The organism is Agrococcus sp. AC640b (genome assembly GCF_979255995.1).
In genome coordinates this window covers 37,782-56,857 of the sequence record NZ_CEEDMM010000012.1, presented here as the reverse complement: position 1 = coordinate 56,857, position 19,076 = coordinate 37,782, and the positions used below count along the sequence as shown (strand labels likewise).

Genomic DNA, 19,076 nt, shown 5'->3' with positions numbered 1-19,076 from the left:
GGCCCATGGACATCGTGCGCATCACGTCGCTCGACGACCCGCGACTCATCGACTACGTCGGGCTCACCGACGTGCAGCTGCGCACGGTCAAGGAGGTCGAGCGGGGCCTGTACATGGCCGAGTCGCAGACGGTGCTCGGCCGTGCCCTCCGCGCCGGCCACACGCCGCGGTCGGTGCTCGTGACCGAGCGCTGGCTGCCGGACGTGGAGGCGCTCGTCGGCCATCTCGACATCCCCGTCTTCGTCGGCGAGGAGTCGCAGCTGGCGACCCTCATCGGCTTCCACCTGCATCGCGGTGCGCTCGCCGCGATGCAGCGTCCCGTGCTGCCGACCGTCGCGGAGGTGCTGCGCGACGCGAAGGTCGTCGTCGTGCTCGACGGCCTCGTCGACCACACGAACGTCGGAGCCGCGTTCCGCAGCGTCGCAGGGCTCGGGGCGGATGCCGTGCTCGTGACCTCCACATGCTCCGACCCGCTCTACCGACGTGCGGTCCGCGTGAGCATGGGCACGGTGCTGCAGGTGCCGTGGACCCGCATCCCCGCCTGGTCCGAGGCGGGCCCGATGCTGCGCGACGCAGGCTTCCAGGTCGCGTCGCTCGCGCTCGCCGACGACGCCGTCGACCTGGCCGACTGGCGTCGCGACCGGCCGGAGCGCGTTGCGATCGTGCTCGGCAACGAGGGACACGGCCTCGGCCGCGACGCGCTCGCCGCATCGGACGTCGTGGTGCGCATCCCGATGCACAACGGCGTCGACTCGCTGAACGTCGCCGCGACGAGCGCCGTCGCGCTCTGGGCGGCGCTGCACGCATGACCTACGTCACGGCGGCGACGCAGCAGCGCACCCCCGCGTGGGTGCACCTGCTGCGTGCGCTCGTCGTGCTCGTGCTCATCGCGATCGTCGGCGGCGTCGGCTTCCTCACCTTCGCGCCGCTGCCAGCCGTCGCGAGCGACGAGGCGCCGCTCGAGTCGCCCGCGATCGGCGACCCGCTGCTCGCGTGGCCCGCGTCGGGCGCCGCCGCCTTCGCGATCGACGGCATCGAGGGTGCGGAGGGGACCACGGGCGAGGGCGCGCTGCCCATGGCGAGCATCACGAAGCTCGCCACGGTGCTCGTCGTGCTCGAGACGCATCCGATCGTCGCCGACGAGGGCGCCGCGATCACGCTCGACGACGAGGACGTCGCCTTCATGCAGACCGCGTTCGACGAGGCCGCGCCGTACTACCCCGTGCGCCCCGGGCAGACGGCGACGCAGGCCGACCTCGTCGACGCCGCGATCGTCGCGTCGTCTGCGAACGCCGCGATGACGCTCGCCAGGTGGGGCTTCGGCTCGATCGACGCCTTCCTCGTCGCAGCGAGCGACTGGGCCGCGCGGCAGGGGCTCTCGACGATGGTCGTCGCCGACGCCGCCGGACTCTCGCTCGACTCGGTCGCCTCGCCCGCCGACATGGTGCGGCTCGGGCAGCTCGCCATGGCCGATCCGATCGTCGCCGCGGCGATGGGCATGCCGTCGGTGACCGTGCCCGGCCTCGGCGTGCAGTCGAGCACGAACAGCCTGCTGGGCACCTCCGGCATCGACGCGGGCAAGACGGGCACGCTGTTCGTCTCGGGACGCAACCTGCTCGTGTCTGCGACGTCGAACGTCGAGGGCCGCGAGCTGCGTGCCGTCGTCGTCGTGCTCGGCCAGGTGTCGGAGGACGACCGCGACGCCGCGACGATCGCGCTCGTGGAGAGCCTGTGGCAGAACGTGCAGCCGCGCGACGTGCTCGCGGCCGACACGGTCGTGGCGACGAGCACGTCCGCGTGGGGCGAGACGTCGAACGCGACGACGGATGCCGCCATCACGACCATCGCGTGGGTCGCGCAGCCGATCGAGCTCGTCCTCGACGTGCAGCCGGTGCGCACGGGCGTCGGCTCGATGCAGGTCGGCACCGTGTCGGTCGCGGGCACCGACCTGTCGACGACCGTCACGGCGTCGCGCATCCCCGAGCCCGACCTGCTGTGGCGACTGTCGAACCCGCTCGTGCTGCTGGGGCTCGCCGACGACTGAGCCTCGTCGCGCGGCACCTAGGCGTCGTCGGCGTCGCGCAGCACGGGCTCGGCGAGCGGACGCTTCGGGCGGATCTCGTCGCCGGAGGAGCGACCGGTGATCCGCCGCACGACCCACGGCCCGAAGAACTCGCGCGCCCACACGATGTCCTCGCTCGCGGCCTGCCGCCACGTGCGACGCGGCAGCGGCTCCGGATGCTGCGGATGCAGATCGTGCTCGACGCCGAGCGCATCGAGCACGAGCATCGCGATGCGGTGGTGGCCCAGCGGCGAGAAGTGCAGCCGGTCGGGCGCCCACATCCGCGCGTCCTGCAGCTCGGTCGCCGCCCACATGTCGGCCACGACGGCATCGTGCCTGCGGGCGAGGGCTGCGAGGTTGCAGTTGTAGATCGCGACGCGGCCTCGGATGGAGCGCAGCACGGGCGTCATGCCGATGTCGGGACCGTTGAAGAGCACGACGGTCGCGCCGTCGACCGTGAGCCGCTCGATCGCCTGCTCGAGTCGACCGGCGACGCGGTCGGGGTCGGCGCCGGGGCGCAGCAGGTCGTTGCCGCCTGCGGAGATCGAGATGAGGTCGGGCCGCAGCGCGAGCGCCGCGTCGATCTGCTCGGCAGCGATCTGGTCGAGGAGCCGACCGCGGATCGCGAGGTTGGCGTATGCGAGGTCGGGCTGCGTCCTGGCGAGCTCCTCCGCGACGCGGTCGGCCCAGCCGCGCACCCCGTTGGGGAGCGTCGGCTCGTCGTCGCCGACGCCCTCGGTGAAGGAGTCCCCGATCGCGACGTACCTGGTCCAGGGGTGCTGCATGCCTCGATGCTGGCACGACGAGCCCGGGCGTCGCATCCGCCCAAGGTCGGACATCGCTCGGCGGAGAGGATGACGTCGGTGGTGCCTGCGACGATGGGCATGTGAGCAAGCAGGACGGCTCGAACCGCATGGTCTCGAGCCCCGACGTCGACGACTCGTCGGCGACGATCCTGCACGTCGACCTCGACGCGTTCTTCGCGACCGCGTCGCTCCTCGCCCGCCCCGACCTGCGCGGGCTGCCCGTCGTCATCGGGCACGACTCGTCGCGCTCGGTCGTCACGGCGGCGACGTACGAGGCGAGGCGCTACGGAGTGCACTCGGCCATGCCGATGGGGCGTGCGCTGCAGCAGTGCCCGAACGCCATCATCCTCGAGCCCGACTTCGCGCTCTATCAGCGGCTGTCGCAGCAGACGATGGCGATCCTCGACGACTTCTCGCCAGCGGTCGAGCGCCTCGGCATCGACGAGGCCTTCGTCGACGTCGCGGGCGCTCGGCGCCTGCTGGGCGGTGCCGTCGCGATCGGCACGCGCATCCGCGAGCGCGTGCAGGCCGAGACGGGTCTCGTCGCCTCCGTGGGCGCGTCGTCGACGAAGTTCATCGCCAAGCTCGCCTCCGGCAGGGCGAAGCCGGACGGCCTGCTCGTCGTGCCCGCCGATCAGGTCGTCGAGTTCCTCCACCCGCAGCCGGTCAGCGCCCTGTGGGGCGTGGGGGAGCGCACGCAGGAGCGTCTCGAGCGCTACGGCCTGCGCACGGTGGCCGACGTGGCCCACACGCCGCAGTCGACGCTCACCGGCTGGTTCGGGCAGGCGATGGGGCCGCACCTGCATGCCCTCGCATGGGCACGCGACGTGCGCGCGGTGCACGAGCGGCCGCGCGAGCGCTCCATGGGCCACAACCACACCTTCGGGCACGACGTGACCGACCGCGACGACCTGCGCAGCGAGATCCTTCGCCTCGGCACGGGCGTGGGCAGGCGGCTGCGCGCCGCGGGCGCCGTGGGCCGCACCGTGACCCTGCGCGTGCGATTCCACGACTTCCGCACCATCACCCGCTCTCGCACGCTGCCCGATGGCACCGACGTCACGCGCGTCATCGTCGAGACGGCGTGGGCGTTGCTCGACGAGCTCGACGACCCCACGCCCGTGCGGCTGCTGGGCGTGCAGATGTCGCAGCTGTCCGACCCGTCCGACGCCGGGCTGCTGTGGGACGACTCCGAGGACTGGGGCAGCGCGGAGCGTGCGGTCGACGCCGTGCACGACCGCTTCGGCTCGCTCGCGGTGACGCCTGCCTCGATGCTGCGGCGCGAGCGCAAGCGCGAGGACACCGGCCAGTAGCGTGCAGGCAGGCCGTCAGGCGGGGTTCGCGGCGAAGAAGTCGCGCATGGGCACGAGGTTCGACAGCGGTGCGAAGGGCCCAGAGAACCCGTGGTCGAAGGCGAGGGCGGCGATGCCGACGCCCTGCAGCGCCGCAGCCCACTCGATCGCGCCCGGCAGCGGCGTGGCGAGCAGACGCCCCGCCTCGGCCTCGCTCAGCCCGTTGGCCATGCCTGCAGCACGTGCCCGTTCCGCCGTGGTGAACGCGAGCACCATGGGCCCCTGGGGGAGCGTGATCGCGTAGGGCATCGGGCTCTCGTCCGAGCCGCGCGCGATGAAGATCCAACGCTCGAGCCGCAGCACCTGCCGCCAGAGCGCGACGTTCGCCTCCAGATCCTCCGGTGCCGCTCGCGAGACGGCAGCGAGGCGATCGAGCTCGGCGACGACCTCCTCTGGCGCGTCGAGCGGCGGCGTGGGCCGATGCGGCTGCGCCGCGTGGTCGGTCATCGTCTCGTCCTGGTCTCAGCGTCGCCCGAGCCAGCGGGCGAGCGGGATCGAGTCGTCCTGCCAGGGCGTGAGCGCCCATGCGACGGCGTAGGCGACCCAGCCGATCACGGGCAGGAGGAACGACAGCAGGACGATGACGCGCACGACCCACACGTTCCAGCCGACGCTCGCGGCGATGCCGCCAGCGAGTCCGCCGAAGATGCGCTGCGGGCCACGCCGGAAGCCGGTGCTGCGGATGGAGTCGAAGAAGCTCATGACGACGACCATAGGCTCCGCGCCTGTGCTGCCGCCCTGCCCGGGGTCCAGCGGGCCTCCGCGGCGTCCGCCGCTCGCGAACGCCGGGCCCGCGCACGTTGCGGCACGTGCCGCCGGAGACGACGAAGGCCCGGAGCCATGGGCTCCGGGCCGATCGTGCGCGAGGGGGGACTTGAACCCCCACGCCCTATACGGGCACTAGCACCTCAAGCTAGCGCGTCTGCCATTTCCGCCACCCGCGCAGGTGTCGGTCCCTTGCAGGACCGAGGAAGACACTAGCACGCATCGACGGGCCATCCCGACCACGTGCGTCCGTCGCGCGGGGCGTGGGGATGACGCCGGGCGCCGCCGGTCGCGACTAGCCTTGACCGGTGCCCCACGAGCTCTCGCCGACCGCCGCCATCGCCCGCGATCTCATCCGATTCGACACGCAGAACTTCGGCGAGGGTCGCTCGAACGGCGAGGCGGACGCCGCCGCGTACGTCGCCGCGTTCCTCGCCGACCTCGGCATCGCGAGTCGCACGTTCGAGGCTGCGCCCGGCAGGCACAGCGTCGTCGCCGAGCTCGCCGGATCCGACCCGAGCCTGCCAGCGCTCGTGCTGCACGGCCACCTCGACGTCGTGCCCGCCGACGCGGCGCAGTGGAGCGTCGACCCGTTCGAGGGGGTCGTGCAGGACGGCATGCTGTGGGGTCGCGGCGCCGTCGACATGAAGGACATGGTCGCGATGATGCTGCAGGCGGTGCGGCAGCTCGTCGAGGCGGGCGTGCAGCCGCGAAGGCGCATCATCCTCGGCTTCTTCGCAGACGAGGAGGACGGCGGCGCCTACGGGGCGCACTGGCTCGTCGAGCACCATCCCGAGGTCTTCGCGGGCGCGTCGATGGCGATCAGCGAGGTCGGCGGATTCTCGATCACGCTCGACGGGCGCCGCGCGTACCTGCTGCAGACGGCCGAGAAGTCGCTGCTGTGGATCCGGCTGCGCGCGACGGGCACGGCGGCGCACGGCTCGCAGGTCATGCGCGACAACGCCGTCACGAAGCTCGCACGCGCCGTCGCCGCGCTCGGCGAGCACGACTTCCCCGTCGAGCTCACGGACACGACCCGAGCGCTCGTCGACCAGGTCGCGGCCCTGCTCGACGTCGACGTCGAGGAGCTGGGCCCCGACGAGGTGGCGCTGCGCACGGGCGGCATGTCGCGGTTCCTGCGCGCGAGCCTGCGCACGACGGCGAACCCGACGATGCTCGATGCCGGCTACAAGCACAACGTGATCCCCGGCACGGCCGAGGCGCGCATCGACATGCGCACGCTGCCCGGCCGCGAGGAGGAGGCGCTCGAGACGGCGCGCCGCATCGTCGCCGAGGCGGCGGACGACGTCGAGCTCGACATCGTGCGGCAGGACGTGGGCCTCGAGGTGCCGTTCGCAGGCGAGGCCGTCGAGGCGATGGTCGCGGCGCTGCGCAGGCACGACCCCGATGCCCCGGTGCTGCCGTACATGCTCTCCGGCGGCACCGACAACAAGGCGCTCTCGCGTCTCGGCATCGCAGGCTACGGCTTCGCACCGCTGCGGCTCACGCCCGAGCTCGACTTCGCCGCCATGTTCCACGGCGTCGACGAGCGCGTGCCGCTCGACGCCCTCGACTTCGGCACGGCAGTGCTGGCCGACCTGCTGCAGGAGCTGTAGATGGACTGGATCGAGGCGATCCTGCTGGGCATCCTGCAGGGCGCGACGGAGTTCCTGCCGATCTCGTCGAGCGCGCACCTGCGCATCGCGGGGCTGGCGTTGGCGGAGGATCCGGGCGCGACGTTCACGGCGATCACGCAGATCGGCACGGAGCTCGCGGTCGTGCTGTTCTTCTGGCGCGACATCACCCGCATCGTCAGCCGGTGGTTCGGTGCGCTGCGCGGCACGGTGCCGAAGGACGACCCCGACGTGCGGATGGGCTGGCTCGTGATCATCGGCACGGTGCCGATCGTGCTCGCCGGCGTCCTGTTCCAGAGCCTCATCCGCGACCAGCTGCGGTCGCTGTGGATCACGGCGACCGTGCTCATCGTCTTCGGCCTCATCCTCGGCGTCGCCGACCTGCTCGGCAGGCGCGACAAGGGCCTCAAGGAGATCACGTACCGCGACGGCATCCTCGTGGGGTTCGCGCAGGTGCTCTCGCTCATCCCCGGCGTCTCGCGTTCGGGGGCGACGACGACCATGGGTCGCGCCCTCGGCTACGAGCGGCCGGCGGCGGCGAAGTACGCGTTCCTGCTGGCGATCCCAGCCGTGTTCGGCGCAGGCCTCTACGAGACGTACCAGGCGCTCACCGAGCCGGGCGGAGCCGGCTACGGCTGGGGTCCGACGATCGCGGCGACCATCGTCGCGTTCCTCGTCGGCCTCGCCGTCATCCGCTTCCTCATGGCGTACATCTCGAAGCGCTCGTTCCTGCCGTTCGTGATCTACCGCGTCGCGCTCGGCACGGTGCTGCTCATCGCCCTCGGCGCAGGCTGGATCGCCGCGTGAGGGCGTGGGAGCGGGCGGCCGTGCCGAGCCTGCCCGGTCGTGGGGAGCGGCCGCTGCTGCACGACGCGAAGACCGACGCCGCACGGGTCGTCCCCGCGACGGGCGGTGCCTCGATGTACACGTGCGGCATCACGCCGTACGACGCGACGCACATCGGGCACGCGGCGACCTACCTCGCGTCCGACACCCTCACGCGCGTGTGGCTCGATGCCGGACTCGACGTGCGCACCGCGATGAACTCGACCGACGTCGACGACCCGCTGCTCGAGCGTGCGACGCGCGACGGCGTCGACTGGCGAGCGCTCGCCGAGCGCGAGCAGGAGGTGTTCCGGCTCGACATGGCGGCGCTGCGCATCCTGCCGCCGGACTCGTGGATCGCGGTGACCGAGCGGATCGACGAGATCGCGGATGCCGTCGCCAGGCTGCTCGGCACGGGCGACGCGTATCTCGTCGACGACGACGTCTACTTCGACACGACCAGGCAGCGGGCCTATCCGCTGGGCCTCGGCAGCCGCACCGACCGCGACGCGATGCTGCACCTGGCGCGCGAGCACGGCGGCGACCCGGATCGCGCAGGCAAGCGCGACCCGCTCGATCCGCTGCTGTGGCGCGCCGAACGGCCGGGGGAGCCCGCGTGGGACTCGGCCGTCGGTCGCGGTCGGCCGGGCTGGCACCTCGAATGCACCGTCATCGCCATGGCCGAGCTCGGCGCGCCCTTCACGGTCGCGGCAGGCGGGGTCGACCTGCGCTTCCCGCATCAGGAGATGCAGGCGCATCACGCGCTCGCGCTCGGCGCGACGCTCTTCAGCGATGCGCGCGCGAACGCGGGCATGGTCGCGTACCAGGGCGAGAAGATGTCGAAGTCGCTCGGCAACCTCGTGAAGGTGCGCGTGCTCCTCGACGAGGGCGTGCGGCCGGCGGCCATCCGTCTGGCGTTGCTCGACCACCATTGGCGCAGCGACTGGGAGTGGACCGACGACGATCTGCGCGTCGCGAACGAGCGCCTGGATGCCTGGACGGCGTGGGCGCAGGTGCCCCCCGAGGATCCGTCGCAGGAGGACTCGGTGCTCGAGTGGCTGCGGTACACGCTGCACCACGACCTCGACACGCCCGCCGCGCTGCAGGCGGTCGACGCCTTCGTCGCGCGCGCGCCCGCCGACGACGAGTCGATCGACGCGATCGACGCGCTGCTGGGCGTGCGGCTGCGCTGACGGCGGACGCACCCGCATGCCTCGCACCCCGCCGCGCAGGAGCAAGCCCTGCGCGCACTGCGGCCGCGACTTCGACGACCGCAAGCGCTGGAGCGGACGCGACCAGTGGGACGAGGTGCGGTACTGCTCGCGGCGGTGCCGTGCCGACGCCGCCGCGGCGCGCCGACGCCCCGGTCACGGCCCGACCGGCACCGGCGACGCGCAGCGCTGAACGGGCCGCGTCGCCGCGTCAGGCGGCGGAGCGCGAGAACCTGCCCGTCGACTGCCATGCCTCGAGCCGGGCGACGGCGCGGTGGAGGTACGCCTCGCCCTCGGCGCGCAGGGCTGTCGCGACGGAGCCGAGCATGTCGTTCGCGAGCAGCAGCTGGCGCCCGGCGAGCATCGCCTCGACGTCGGCGGGGTCGACGTCCGGGAGCGCGCGCACGGTGCGGTAGCCGCGCTCGATCGCTGCACGCAGCTCGGGCAGGTCGGCGTAGAAGCCGCAGATCGCCAGGTCGAGGGCGGGCACGCCCATCGCGGCGTCGTCGAAGTCGAGCACCTCGAGCGACGCGCCCGAGCGCTTGAGGTTGCCGACGTGCAGGTCGGCATGCAGGATGCGGACGGCATCCGACGCGTGCGCACGAGCCTGCGCGGCGTCGGCGACCTCGAGCGCACGGTGCAGCACGTCGCGGTCGTCGGCGCTGAGCGACGGATGGTCGAGCAGGGCAGGCTCGTCGCCGACCAGGGCGCCGTCGTAGGCGGGCACGCGCGAGCCTGCCGGCGGCCTCCAGCTCGCAGCATGCTCGTGCATGCGCGCGACCGTCGCACCGAGCTCGTGCGCGACGTCGACGTCGAGCGCACCGACGTCGTCGCCGCGCAGCCAGCTCGCGGCCGTGACCGTCACGTCGCGCCCCGCGGCAGCCGACGGCACGACGACGGCCCAGCCGCCGTCGGCGGCGCGTCTGGGCACGGGGACCCGCAGGTCGGCCTCGTCGGCGAGCGCGAGCTGCCACGCCTGCTGCGCAGCGATCTCGCGGGCCCCGCTGTGCGACCCGATGAGCACCCGCAGCGCCCACGACGCCGCCGGCTCGTCGACGCGGTACGTCGCGTTGTACGCCAGCAGCACCGGGGCGATCGCTCGCACGTCGAGGTCGAAGCCGCGCGCCGCCTCGACCGCGACGTCTTGCAGCACCGCCACCTGCTCGTGCTCGGGGCGGCCGGCGAACGGCACGGGCGTGGCCGCATCCATCGTCGGACCCGGCGTCAGACGGGCGGCGGGGGAGCGGAGCGGTCGTCGTCGGGCGGGCCGTCGTCTGGCGACGCGTCGTCGGCGTCGGCGTCGGCGTCGGCGTCGGCGGCATCCTCGTCGTCGGGTGCGGGCTCGACGGTCTCGAGGAACCGCTGGAACTCCTTCGCGAGCGCCTCGCCGGAGGCCTCCGGGCTCTCGACCGTGTCGCGCTGCTGCTCGAGGTGGCCGATGTAGGCGCGCATGTCGTCGTCGCGGTCGGCGAGCTCGTCGACGCCCGTCTCCCACTCGCCCGCCTGCCTGGGCAGGTCGCCGAGCGGCACGGTGATGTCGAGCAGCTCGGTGAGGCGGTCGAGGAGCGCGATCGTCGCCTTCGGCACGTGCGTGGCGTGCACGTAGTGCGGCACCGACGCCCACACGCTCGCCGTCTGGATGCCGACCTGCTCCGCGGCCATCGCGATGACCGACATGACGCCCGTCGGGCCCTCGTAGTCGCTCTGCTGCACGCCGAGCCGGTGACGCAGCGACGCCGACTCGCTCGTGACGCTCGTCGGCGTCGGACGCGTGTGGGGCACGTCGGCGAGCATCGCGCCGACGAAGACGATCGCGTCGACCTCGCACTGCCTGGCGATGTCGACGACCTGCTCGGCGAAGTCCATCCAGCTCCTGCTGGGCTCCGCGCCCAGCAGCGCGAAGAGCTCACCCTCGGCGCCCGTCGAGACCGACAGGCCCGCGTCCTCGACGATGGGCTCGCGCACGCTCGAGCGCGTGGGCGCGTACACGATCGTCGCCGGCCACGACAGTGCGCGGGAGCCGTCCTCGAGACGGCGGATCATGGGCCTGGCGAACGTGAAGTCCACGAAGTCGTCGGGTTCGATCTCGTCGAAGGGCTCGAGCTCGCACGCCTCGATGACGCGGCGGACGGCGCCGGAGGCAGCCTCTCCTGCGTCGTTCCAACCCTCGAACGCGACGAGCATGATGCGCCCGACGATCGGTCCCGTGCTCACGTGCGGCGTCCCCTCATCAGGCGACCACACTACGCCCGAGCCCGAGCGCCGTCCGGTCGGTTCCCCCATCGGCGGAACGTAGGATGGTGCGGTGAGCGATCTGGATGCCGTGCTGTGGGATCTCGACGGCACCCTCATCGACAGCGAGTCCTACTGGCGCGTCTCCGAACGCCGCCTCGTGGACGAGTTCGACGTGGCGTGGACCCTCGAGGACGAGAGCGCCCTCGTCGGCGTCGACCTGTGGGACGGTGCGCGCTACATGATCGGCCGAGGCGTCGCGATGGACGCCGATGCGATCGTCGAGCGTCTGACGAGCGAGGTCATCGCACGCCTGCGCGAGCACGTGCCGTTCCGTCCGGGCGCCGCCGAGCTGCTCACCGCGCTCGGCGCGGCTGGCGTGCCGCTCGGGCTCGTGACCATGTCGACGCGCGACCTCGTCGAGCTCGTGCTCTCCGCGAGCGAGGAGCAGCTCGGCGTGCAGCCGTTCGCGGTGTCGGTCACGGGCGACGAGGTCGCGCGCGGCAAGCCGCACCCCGACCCGTACCTGCAGGCGATCGACGCGCTCGGCGTGCGCGCGTCGGCGTGCGTCGCGTTCGAGGACTCGATCCCCGGCACCGCCGCCGCGCGCGACGCGGGTGTCGTGACCGTGGGCGTGCCGCACGAGGCCGACCTCGAGGCCGTCGAGGGCATCGTGCTGTGGCCGACGCTCGCAGGGCGCACCGTCGACGACGTGCGAGCGCTCGTGGGGGTGCGCGCATGATGCCGCGCACCGGCCCGCTGCGCTTCGGCGACCCCGTGCAGCTCACAGGCCCCAAGCAGCGGCTGCACACGATCGTGCTCACCGAGGGCCTCACGTTCCACACGCAGCACGGTGCGCTGCCGCACGCCGACATCGTCGGCATGCCAGACGGCTCGGTCGTGCACGTCGGCGAGCAGGCCTACCTCGCGGTGCGTCCGCTGCTGCACGACTACGTGATGTCGATGCCGCGCGGCGCCGCGATCGTGTACCCGAAGGACGCCGGGCACATCCTCACCTACGCCGACGTGCAGCCCGGCCTGCGCGTGATCGAGGCGGGCGTCGGCTCCGGCGCCCTGTCGCTGTGGCTGCTGCGCGCCCTCGCTGGACAGGGCGAGCTCGTCTCGTTCGAGCGTCGCCAGGAGTTCCTCGACATCGCCGAGGCGAACGTCGAGGGATGGTTCGGCGAACGGCCCGCGACGTGGCGCACCGTCGTCGGCGACCTCGCGGAGACGCTCGGCGACCACGTGCCCGCGCAGACCGCCGACCGCGTCGTGCTCGACATGCTCGCACCGTGGGAGTGCGTGGATGCGTCGGCGTCGGCGCTGCAGCCAGGCGGCATCCTGCTCGCCTACGTCGCCACCGTGACGCAGCTGTCGCGCACCGTCGAGGCCGTGCGCGCCGACGGCCGCTTCACCGAGCCGCAGTCGCAGGAGACGCTCGTGCGCTCGTGGCACGTCGACGGCCTCGCCGTGCGCCCCGACCACCGCATGGTCGCCCACACCGGCTTCCTCATGACGGCGCGTCGCATCGCCGACGACGTCGAGCTGCCGTCGTTCAAGCGACGTGCGAGCAAGACGGCGTCGTACACCGATGCCGACGTCGAGGCGTGGACGCCGGGCGCCGTCGGCGATCGCGAGAAGAGCGACAAGCGCCTGCGCCGTGCCCTGCGCGATGCGCGGCGGCAGTCCGACCGCCTCGCCGCCGGTACGATCGACACCGACTCCCGACCCGAGGACACCGAGTGATCAAGCCCATCCGCCGCCCGTTGACGGCGGCAGCAGCCCTGCTCGTCGTCGGCTCCGCGCTCACCGCGTGCCACGTCGTGCCGTCGGAGCAGTCGATCGCCGGCTGCACGCCCGCCATCCAGCCGGGAGGCGCCTCGAACGCCGTCGCCGCGTCGCTCTCCGACGACCTGCCGCCATCGGAGGTGCCGTTCTCGACGCCGCTCGCGATCGACGCGCCGCAGGCGAGCATCATGGGAGCCGGTGACGAGCCCGCCGCCATCGGCGACGTCGTGATCGCCGACTACACGCTCTACGACGGCGCGACGGGCGGCGTGCTCGAGTCGACCGACGCCGAGCTGCTCGAGACGCTCGCTGCGGGCTCGGGCCAGCCCGCGCAGCCCGCCTCGCAGCAGCTGACGTCGCTCGCAGGCGGCGAGACCGTGCTGTCGCAGGGTCTCGAGTGCGCCACCGCCGACTCGACGGTCGCGCTCGTCGCGCCGTACGTCGACCTCTTCGGCGAGTCGGTCGCGCAGGCAGGCGTCGACCCGCAGTCGACCGCGGTGCTCGTGCTGCACGTCGCCGACACGTTCGCAGGTCGCGCAGACGGCTTCCCGCAGCCTGCGACGAACGGCCTGCCCGCGATCTCGCTCGCGACCGACGGCACTCCCGGCATCACGTTCCCCACGAGTGCCGCGCCGAGCGACCTGACGGTCGCCACGACGATCCGTGGCGGCGGCGAGGAGGTCGGCGAGTCCGACACGGTCGTCGTGCAGTACACGCTCATCGAGTGGGGCGCCGAGGCCGTCACCGAGACGACGTGGGGCTCGACGCCTGCGACGTTCGGGCTCGCCGACCTCATCCCCGGCTTCCAGCAGGCCGTGGTCGGCCAGCAGGTCGGCAGCCAGGTCGTGGCGGTCGTGCCGCCCGAGCTCGGCTACGACGACGGCCGCACGCTCGTGTTCGTGATCGACATCCTGGACGCCGAGACGCCGTGACGCCGATCAGCGTCGAGGAGCGCCAGTTCTCGCTGACCCTGGCGCTCCTCCACGCTGCGCACGGTGCGACGAAGCGCGAGCTCTTCGAGCGCGTCGCCGGCTATCAGGGACGTGCGATCGACGCGGCGCTCGAGCGGCAGTTCGAGCGCGACAAGGACGACCTGCGAGAGCAGGGGTTCGTCATCGACGTCTTCACGCCGCCGGCCGAGCACGACAACAACCAGGAGTCGCGCTATCGGCTGCTGCACGCGGCCGTCGGCACGCCGGAGGATCTCGCCTTCTCCGATGCCGAGCGCACCCTCATCGACCTCGCGCTGCGCGTGTGGCGCGACGGCGGGCTCAGCGAGGAGTCGCAGCTGGCGACGACGAAGCTGCGCGCGGATCCGCGCTTCCGGCGGGGCCTCGCGCAGGCGATCTCGCCGAGGCAGTCCGCGGTCGACCGCGCGTTCCAGTCGCTCAAGCGTGCGACGGAGCGCGGCGCCGTCGTGCAGTTCTCGTACCTGAAGCCCGGCGAGCGCGACGCCACGAGGCGCACGGTGCAGCCGTGGTGCGTGCTGCTGTTCCGCAGCCGATGGATGGTGCACGGGTTCGACGTCGACCGCGGCGAGACGCGCACGTTCCTCATGCGCCGCATCGTGAGCGACGTCACGCAGCACCGCCCGCGCGAGCCGTTCGTCGTGCCCGAGGGCGCCGCCGATGCGGCGCTCGCCGACCTCGAGCGCATCTGGCGCTCGGCGACGGCGACCGTCCGTGTGCTGCCGGGCTCGGACGCCGAGGTGCGACTCGCCCGCCGACGCGACACGACGGTCGACGGCGACGTGCTCACGCTGCACCACGCCGACACGAACCTGCTCGCAGACGAGCTCACCGGCTACGGCGCCGAGGTGGTCGTGCTGGAGCCCGCGAGCCTCGTGCGGCTCGTGCGGGCGCGACTCGAGCGCATCCGCGACGCGCACGGGGAGGAGGGCTGATGGCGAAGCCGAAGGGACAGCGGCAGTCGGTCGCGCTGCTGGTCGCGCTCATCCCGTACCTGTCCGCGGAGGGCAGCGTGACGGTCGCGCAGGCGGCCGCGCACTTCGACGTGTCGGAGCAGCGCATCCGCGAGGCCGTGCGGCTCATCTTCATGGCTGGCGTGCCGGACGGGTTCGGCGACTTCGACCGCTTCGACCTCAACATCGACGCCTTCGAGGATCACGACGTCATCGAGCTCGGCTATCGCCCTGCCCTCGACGGCGACGTCATCCGTCTCGCACCACGCGAGGTGGGCGCGATCCTCGCGGGCCTGCGGCTGATCATGGGCGTGCAGGGCGTCGACGACGACGCCGTCGCCTCGCTCGTGGAGCGGCTGCGGCGCGCGGCGGTGCCTGCCGCTGCGACGCTCGGCGTCGAGGCGCCCGTCGCCGACGGCGCGGCCCGCGCCGTGCGCGATGCGATCGAGCACCGGGTCGTCGTGCACCTCGACTACCGCAAGCCGGGCGCTCCGACCGAGCGCCGCACCGTCGCACCGACGGCGCTCGAGCTGCGCGACGGACAGGCGTACGTCGTGGGCTACGACCTCGACCGTGGCGCCGAGCGCCGGTTCCGCATCGACCGCACCGAGTCGGTCGCGCACGCCGACGTCGCCTTCCCCGACGCGGCGCTCGTGCCCGCCCGCGAGCGCATCGACCCCGACGAGACGATCGTCGTGCGCGCGACGCCTGCCGCGGCGGCCATGCTCGCCGACTACGCCGACGGCCCGTCGCGGCAGGACGGCGATCACGAGATCGTCGAGATCCGCGTGTGGAACGTCGACGCGGTGCTGCGCCAGGTCGCATCCCTCGGTGGCGACGCGGTGGTGCTGCGGCCGGCATCCGCGCGCGCCGCGCTGCGCCGCTTCGCCGAGGATGCGCTGCGCGCCGGCGACGGCGCTGCCGACGCATAGCCACGGCACAGCCGCCAGGCCCAGGTCGCGGCACGCGGGAGCCCTCGGCGCGGTAGTCTGGGACGACGACGAGAGGAAACGCTCATGGGCGGATTCGGCGCCAACCTGGCCTCCCACTGGTGGGTCATCCTCATCATCGTCGTGCTGATCTTCGGCGCGACGAGGCTCCCGATGCTCGCGAAGGGCGTGGGGGAGTCGATCAACATCTTCAAGCGCGAGGTCAAGAAGGATGCCTCGGCGGACGACGCCGAGACGACCACGACGTCGAGCGACGCGCGCGACTCGAAGTAGCGCATGGCCGTCACGGCCGGGGCCACGAAGCGCGGCAGGCGCACACGCGACGCCGAGGGGCGCATGCGCCTCGTCGAGCATCTGCGTGAGCTGCGCACGCGCTTCGTCATCTCGTTCGCCGCGATCGCCGTGCTCGGCATCGGCGGCTTCTTCCTCTCCGACTTCGTCCTCCAGCTGCTCGCCGCGCCCCTGGCGCCGCTGCAGGAGGAGCGCATCGTCGAGCTGAACTTCACGTTCATCACGCAGTCGTTCGACATCAAGATGCGCATCGGCCTGCTGGTCGGCGTCATCGCCGCGAGCCCCGTCTGGCTCTACCACGTGCTCGCGTTCCTGCTGCCGGGCCTGCACAAGAAGGAGCGCCGCTACGTGTGGGGCTTCCTGGCCTCCGCCGTGCCGCTGTTCCTCGGCGGCTGCGCCATGGGCTGGCTGCTGCTGCCGCGCATCGTGCAGCTCTTCGTCGGCTTCGCGCCGCAGGGCACGACGTCGGTGCTGTCGGCCCAGGAGTACTTCGACTTCTCGTTCAAGCTCGTCGTCGCCATCGGCCTCGGCTTCGTCGTGCCCGTCGTGATCGTCTTCCTCAACCTGGCAGGCGCCATCACGGGCCGGGCGATCCTCGCGGGCTGGCGATGGGCGGTGCTCGGCATCACGCTGTTCGCCGCGTGCGTGACCCCTGCGGGCGAGCTGCTGTCGATGTTCCTCATCGCAGGGCCCATCGTCGTGCTCTACTTCGCAGCCGGCGGCTTCGCCGTGCTCAACGACCGCCGTCGCGCGAAGCGGCTCGCCGCCGACGCGGCCGTCGGGCAGCCCGCGTGACGTACGTCGCCACCGAGGCCTTCGGCGCAGCGCTCCCGTTCGGCCTCGACCCGTTCCAGCGCCAGGCGTGCGAGCTCGTCGAGGACGGCAGCAGCGTGCTCGTCGCCGCCCCCACGGGGGCCGGCAAGACGATCGTCGCCGAGTTCGCCATCCACCTCACCCTCGCAGCCCCCACGGGTCGCGTCTTCTACACGACGCCCATGAAGGCGCTCTCGAACCAGAAGTTCCGCGAGCTGCAGGCGGTGTACGGCGACGACGCCGGGCTGCTCACCGGCGACACGTCGATCCGCGGCGACGCCCGCGTCGTCGTCATGACGACCGAGGTGCTGCGCAACATGCTCTACGAGGGGCGCGACCTCTCGGACCTCGAGCACGTGATCATGGACGAGGTCCACTACCTCGCCGACCGCTTCCGCGGCGCCGTGTGGGAGGAGGTCATCATCCACCTCCCGAGCCACGTGCGCATGGTGTCGCTGTCTGCGACGGTGTCGAACGCCGAGGAGTTCGGCGCCTGGCTGCAGGCGGTGCGCGGCGAGACGAGCATCGTCGTCAGCGAGCACCGCCCCGTGCCGCTCGACGCGCACGTGCTCGTGCGCGGCTCGCTCGTCGACCTCTTCGACTCGCGCGGCGACGCCGAGAGCCACCGTCCCAGCCGCGAGCTCGTCGAGCGCACGCGCGGCAGCGACGGCTCCGCCGGCCACGGGCACCGTGACCGTGGCGGCCACAACCGGCACGTGCGTCGCGGTCAGTCCGGCAGGAAGGGCCAGCGTCGCGGCGCAGACGTCCGCGACTCGTCGTCCTGGCGCGGCGGAGCCCAGCAGCGCCGGCTCGACCGCGTCGCGCTCGTCGACCTGCTCGACGAGGCGTCGATGCTGCCCGCCATCTGCTTCATCTTCTCCCGCAAGGGATGCGACGCCGCCGTCGAGCAGGTCGTGCGAGGTGGGGCGACGCTCACGACCGCCGAGGAGCGCGGCGAGATCCGCGCGCTCGTCGAGGAGCGCACGCGCAGGCTCGACGAGTCCGACCTCGCGGTGCTCGGCTACTGGGAGTGGCTCGACGGGCTGGAGCGCGGCGTCGCCGCGCACCACGCCGGCCTCCTGCCGGTGTTCAAGGAGATCGTCGAGGAGCTGTTCCAACGGCGACTCCTGCGGGTCGTGTTCGCGACCGAGACGCTCGCGCTCGGCATCAACATGCCGGCCCGCACCGTCGTGCTCGAGCGGCTCGAGAAGTTCAACGGCGAGGCGCGCGTGCGCATCACGCCCGGCGAGTACACGCAGCTCACGGGTCGTGCAGGCAGACGCGGCATCGACACCGAGGGGCACGCCGTCGTCGTCTGGTCCGGCGACGAGACGCCGCAGGAGATCGCGAACCTCGCCTCGAGGCGCTCGTATCCGCTGCACTCGAGCTTCCGGCCGACGTACAACATGGCCGTGAACCTCATCGACCGCTTCGGCGTCGACCGCACGCGCGGGGTGCTCGAGACGTCGTTCGCGCAGTTCCAGGCCGATCGCTCCGTCGTGCAGCTCGCGAGGAAGGTCGTCGAGCAGCGCACGAGCCTCGACGGCTATGCGGAGGCGATGACGTGCCACATGGGCGACTTCACGGCCTACGCGGCGCTGCGCCGCGAGTCGAGCGACCTCGAACGCGAGGCGCAGCGCGCCGGGCTCGGCCACGGCGAGCGCGAACGGGTGCAGGAGCGGCTGCGCGACCTGCGTGCGCTCATGCGCTCGCATCCCTGCCACGCGTGCCCCGACCGCGAGCAGCACGCACGGTGGGGGGAGCGCTACTGGCGGCTGCGCCGGGAGGTCGACCAGGTCGATCGGCAGATCTCCCGCCGCACGGGGCAGGTCGCGCAGCAGTTCGACCGCATCTGCGACGTGCTGCGCAGCCTCGAGTACGTGGTCCGTGGCGATGACGGCGACGAGGTCGTGACGGCATCGGGCGAGACGCTGCGCCGCATCTACGGCGAACGCGACCTGCTGGTCGCCGAGTCGTTGCGCCGCGGACTGTGGACGCGCCTCGACGCCGCCGATCTCGCCGCGCTCGTGTGCGCCCTCGTGTTCGAGCCGCGGCGCGGCGAGCAGGCCTCCGAGCGCCATCTGCCAGGCGGCCCGTTCCGCGACGCGCTCGCAGCGACCTCCACGCTGTGGGCCGAGCTCGACGACCTCGAGCGGTCGAAGCGGCTGCCGGGCAGCGAGCCACCGCAGACCGGTCTGTCGGTCGCGATGCATCGATGGGCGCGCGGTGCGCACCTCGACGTCGTGCTGCGCGACACCGACCTCGCCGCCGGCGACTTCGTGCGCTGGGTGCGTCAGACGGTCGACGTGCTCGAGCAGCTGCAGGACGTGGGCTCCGCCCGCATCCGCCGCACGGCGCGCGACGCGGTCGAGCGCATCCGACGCGGCGTCGCCGACCTCGGGCAGGAGCCGCTGTGATGGTGATGG

The 19,076-nt window shown here is 72.6% G+C and carries 20 protein-coding genes and 1 tRNA gene; 15 read left to right on the top strand and 6 right to left on the bottom strand.

What is annotated here, in order from left to right:
- The first annotated feature begins 5 nt into the window (after positions 1–5).
- Together ACZ6H8_RS06725 and ACZ6H8_RS06720 are read left to right on the top strand one after the other, a co-directional pair.
- Complete coding sequence (locus ACZ6H8_RS06725) at positions 6–809, top strand: TrmH family RNA methyltransferase (protein WP_464145722.1); 804 nt, start codon at positions 6–8, stop codon at positions 807–809.
- Positions 806–2,044, top strand: coding sequence for a D-alanyl-D-alanine carboxypeptidase family protein (locus ACZ6H8_RS06720; RefSeq protein WP_464145720.1), 1,239 nt, complete (start codon positions 806–808; stop codon positions 2,042–2,044). Before ACZ6H8_RS06725 ends, ACZ6H8_RS06720 begins: the two co-directional genes overlap by 4 nt.
- A gap of 17 nt (positions 2,045–2,061) precedes the next feature.
- Here the strand turns inward: ACZ6H8_RS06720 and ACZ6H8_RS06715 are convergent, their stop codons facing one another.
- On the bottom strand, positions 2,062–2,847 hold the full coding sequence (locus ACZ6H8_RS06715; RefSeq protein ID WP_464145718.1) for an SGNH/GDSL hydrolase family protein: 786 nt from the start codon (positions 2,845–2,847) through the stop codon (positions 2,062–2,064).
- Positions 2,848–2,948: 101 nt separating this feature from the next.
- Here ACZ6H8_RS06715 and dinB point away from each other — a divergent pair, with 101 nt between their 5' ends.
- A complete protein-coding gene (gene dinB, locus ACZ6H8_RS06710; RefSeq protein WP_464145717.1) occupies positions 2,949–4,181 on the top strand; it encodes a DNA polymerase IV in 1,233 nt (410 codons plus the stop codon).
- A gap of 15 nt (positions 4,182–4,196) precedes the next feature.
- Here the strand turns inward: dinB and ACZ6H8_RS06705 are convergent, their stop codons facing one another.
- From ACZ6H8_RS06705 to ACZ6H8_RS06695, 3 genes are all read right to left on the bottom strand, one after another.
- Positions 4,197–4,667 (bottom strand): hypothetical protein, encoded by a 471-nt coding sequence (locus ACZ6H8_RS06705; protein WP_464145715.1) that lies wholly within the window; start codon positions 4,665–4,667, stop codon positions 4,197–4,199.
- A 15-nt stretch (positions 4,668–4,682) separates the two neighbouring features.
- Positions 4,683–4,922: a PspC domain-containing protein gene (locus tag ACZ6H8_RS06700; protein WP_464145714.1), complete on the bottom strand. Its 240-nt coding sequence runs from the start codon at positions 4,920–4,922 to the stop codon at positions 4,683–4,685.
- 157 nt (positions 4,923–5,079) lie between these two features.
- Positions 5,080–5,164: transfer RNA gene (locus ACZ6H8_RS06695), tRNA-Leu, on the bottom strand.
- A 129-nt stretch (positions 5,165–5,293) separates the two neighbouring features.
- On the opposite strand from ACZ6H8_RS06695, the gene ACZ6H8_RS06690 reads away from it, so the two are divergent.
- Genes ACZ6H8_RS06690 through ACZ6H8_RS06675 form a run of 4 tightly spaced genes read left to right on the top strand, consistent with a single transcriptional unit; the run spans position 5,294 to position 8,848 of the window.
- Positions 5,294–6,601: a M20/M25/M40 family metallo-hydrolase gene (locus ACZ6H8_RS06690; RefSeq protein WP_464145712.1), complete on the top strand. Its 1,308-nt coding sequence runs from the start codon at positions 5,294–5,296 to the stop codon at positions 6,599–6,601.
- The gene (locus ACZ6H8_RS06685) at positions 6,602–7,426 is read left to right on the top strand and encodes an undecaprenyl-diphosphate phosphatase (protein ID WP_464145711.1); all 825 of its coding nucleotides are present in this window, start codon (positions 6,602–6,604) and stop codon (positions 7,424–7,426) included.
- Entirely contained in the window at positions 7,423–8,637 is a 1,215-nt protein-coding gene (locus ACZ6H8_RS06680; protein ID WP_464145710.1) for a cysteine--1-D-myo-inosityl 2-amino-2-deoxy-alpha-D-glucopyranoside ligase, read from the top strand. Before ACZ6H8_RS06685 ends, ACZ6H8_RS06680 begins: the two co-directional genes overlap by 4 nt.
- Before the next feature lie 16 nt (positions 8,638–8,653).
- Positions 8,654–8,848, top strand: coding sequence for a DUF2256 domain-containing protein (locus ACZ6H8_RS06675; RefSeq protein WP_464145709.1), 195 nt, complete (start codon positions 8,654–8,656; stop codon positions 8,846–8,848).
- A gap of 18 nt (positions 8,849–8,866) precedes the next feature.
- Here the strand turns inward: ACZ6H8_RS06675 and ACZ6H8_RS06670 are convergent, their stop codons facing one another.
- Positions 8,867–9,865 (bottom strand): phosphotransferase enzyme family protein, encoded by a 999-nt coding sequence (locus tag ACZ6H8_RS06670; protein ID WP_464145707.1) that lies wholly within the window; start codon positions 9,863–9,865, stop codon positions 8,867–8,869.
- A 14-nt stretch (positions 9,866–9,879) separates the two neighbouring features.
- Positions 9,880–10,869, bottom strand: a complete 990-nt coding sequence (locus tag ACZ6H8_RS06665; RefSeq protein ID WP_464145705.1) for a PAC2 family protein — start codon at positions 10,867–10,869, stop codon at positions 9,880–9,882.
- A gap of 91 nt (positions 10,870–10,960) precedes the next feature.
- On the opposite strand from ACZ6H8_RS06665, the gene ACZ6H8_RS06660 reads away from it, so the two are divergent.
- From ACZ6H8_RS06660 to ACZ6H8_RS06625, 8 genes are all read left to right on the top strand, one after another.
- Positions 10,961–11,629, top strand: coding sequence for an HAD family hydrolase (locus ACZ6H8_RS06660; protein ID WP_464145703.1), 669 nt, complete (start codon positions 10,961–10,963; stop codon positions 11,627–11,629).
- Positions 11,626–12,633, top strand: a complete 1,008-nt coding sequence (locus ACZ6H8_RS06655; RefSeq protein ID WP_464145701.1) for a tRNA (adenine-N1)-methyltransferase — start codon at positions 11,626–11,628, stop codon at positions 12,631–12,633. The genes ACZ6H8_RS06660 and ACZ6H8_RS06655 overlap by 4 nt, the downstream gene beginning before the upstream one ends.
- Positions 12,630–13,607, top strand: a complete 978-nt coding sequence (locus ACZ6H8_RS06650; RefSeq protein WP_464145699.1) for an FKBP-type peptidyl-prolyl cis-trans isomerase — start codon at positions 12,630–12,632, stop codon at positions 13,605–13,607. Before ACZ6H8_RS06655 ends, ACZ6H8_RS06650 begins: the two co-directional genes overlap by 4 nt.
- The gene (locus ACZ6H8_RS06645; protein ID WP_464145697.1) at positions 13,604–14,578 is read left to right on the top strand and encodes a helix-turn-helix transcriptional regulator; all 975 of its coding nucleotides are present in this window, start codon (positions 13,604–13,606) and stop codon (positions 14,576–14,578) included. Before ACZ6H8_RS06650 ends, ACZ6H8_RS06645 begins: the two co-directional genes overlap by 4 nt.
- Positions 14,578–15,528, top strand: a complete 951-nt coding sequence (locus ACZ6H8_RS06640; protein ID WP_464145695.1) for a helix-turn-helix transcriptional regulator — start codon at positions 14,578–14,580, stop codon at positions 15,526–15,528. The genes ACZ6H8_RS06645 and ACZ6H8_RS06640 overlap by 1 nt, the downstream gene beginning before the upstream one ends.
- Before the next feature lie 84 nt (positions 15,529–15,612).
- Entirely contained in the window at positions 15,613–15,819 is a 207-nt protein-coding gene (locus ACZ6H8_RS06635) for a twin-arginine translocase TatA/TatE family subunit (RefSeq protein WP_464145693.1), read from the top strand.
- A gap of 3 nt (positions 15,820–15,822) precedes the next feature.
- Positions 15,823–16,632, top strand: coding sequence for a twin-arginine translocase subunit TatC (gene tatC, locus ACZ6H8_RS06630; protein WP_464145691.1), 810 nt, complete (start codon positions 15,823–15,825; stop codon positions 16,630–16,632).
- Positions 16,629–19,067 carry a DEAD/DEAH box helicase gene (locus ACZ6H8_RS06625; protein ID WP_464145689.1) on the top strand — a complete coding sequence of 813 codons (2,439 nt, stop codon included), beginning with the start codon at positions 16,629–16,631 and terminating at the stop codon, positions 19,065–19,067. Before tatC ends, ACZ6H8_RS06625 begins: the two co-directional genes overlap by 4 nt.
- Positions 19,068–19,076 lie beyond the last annotated feature (9 nt).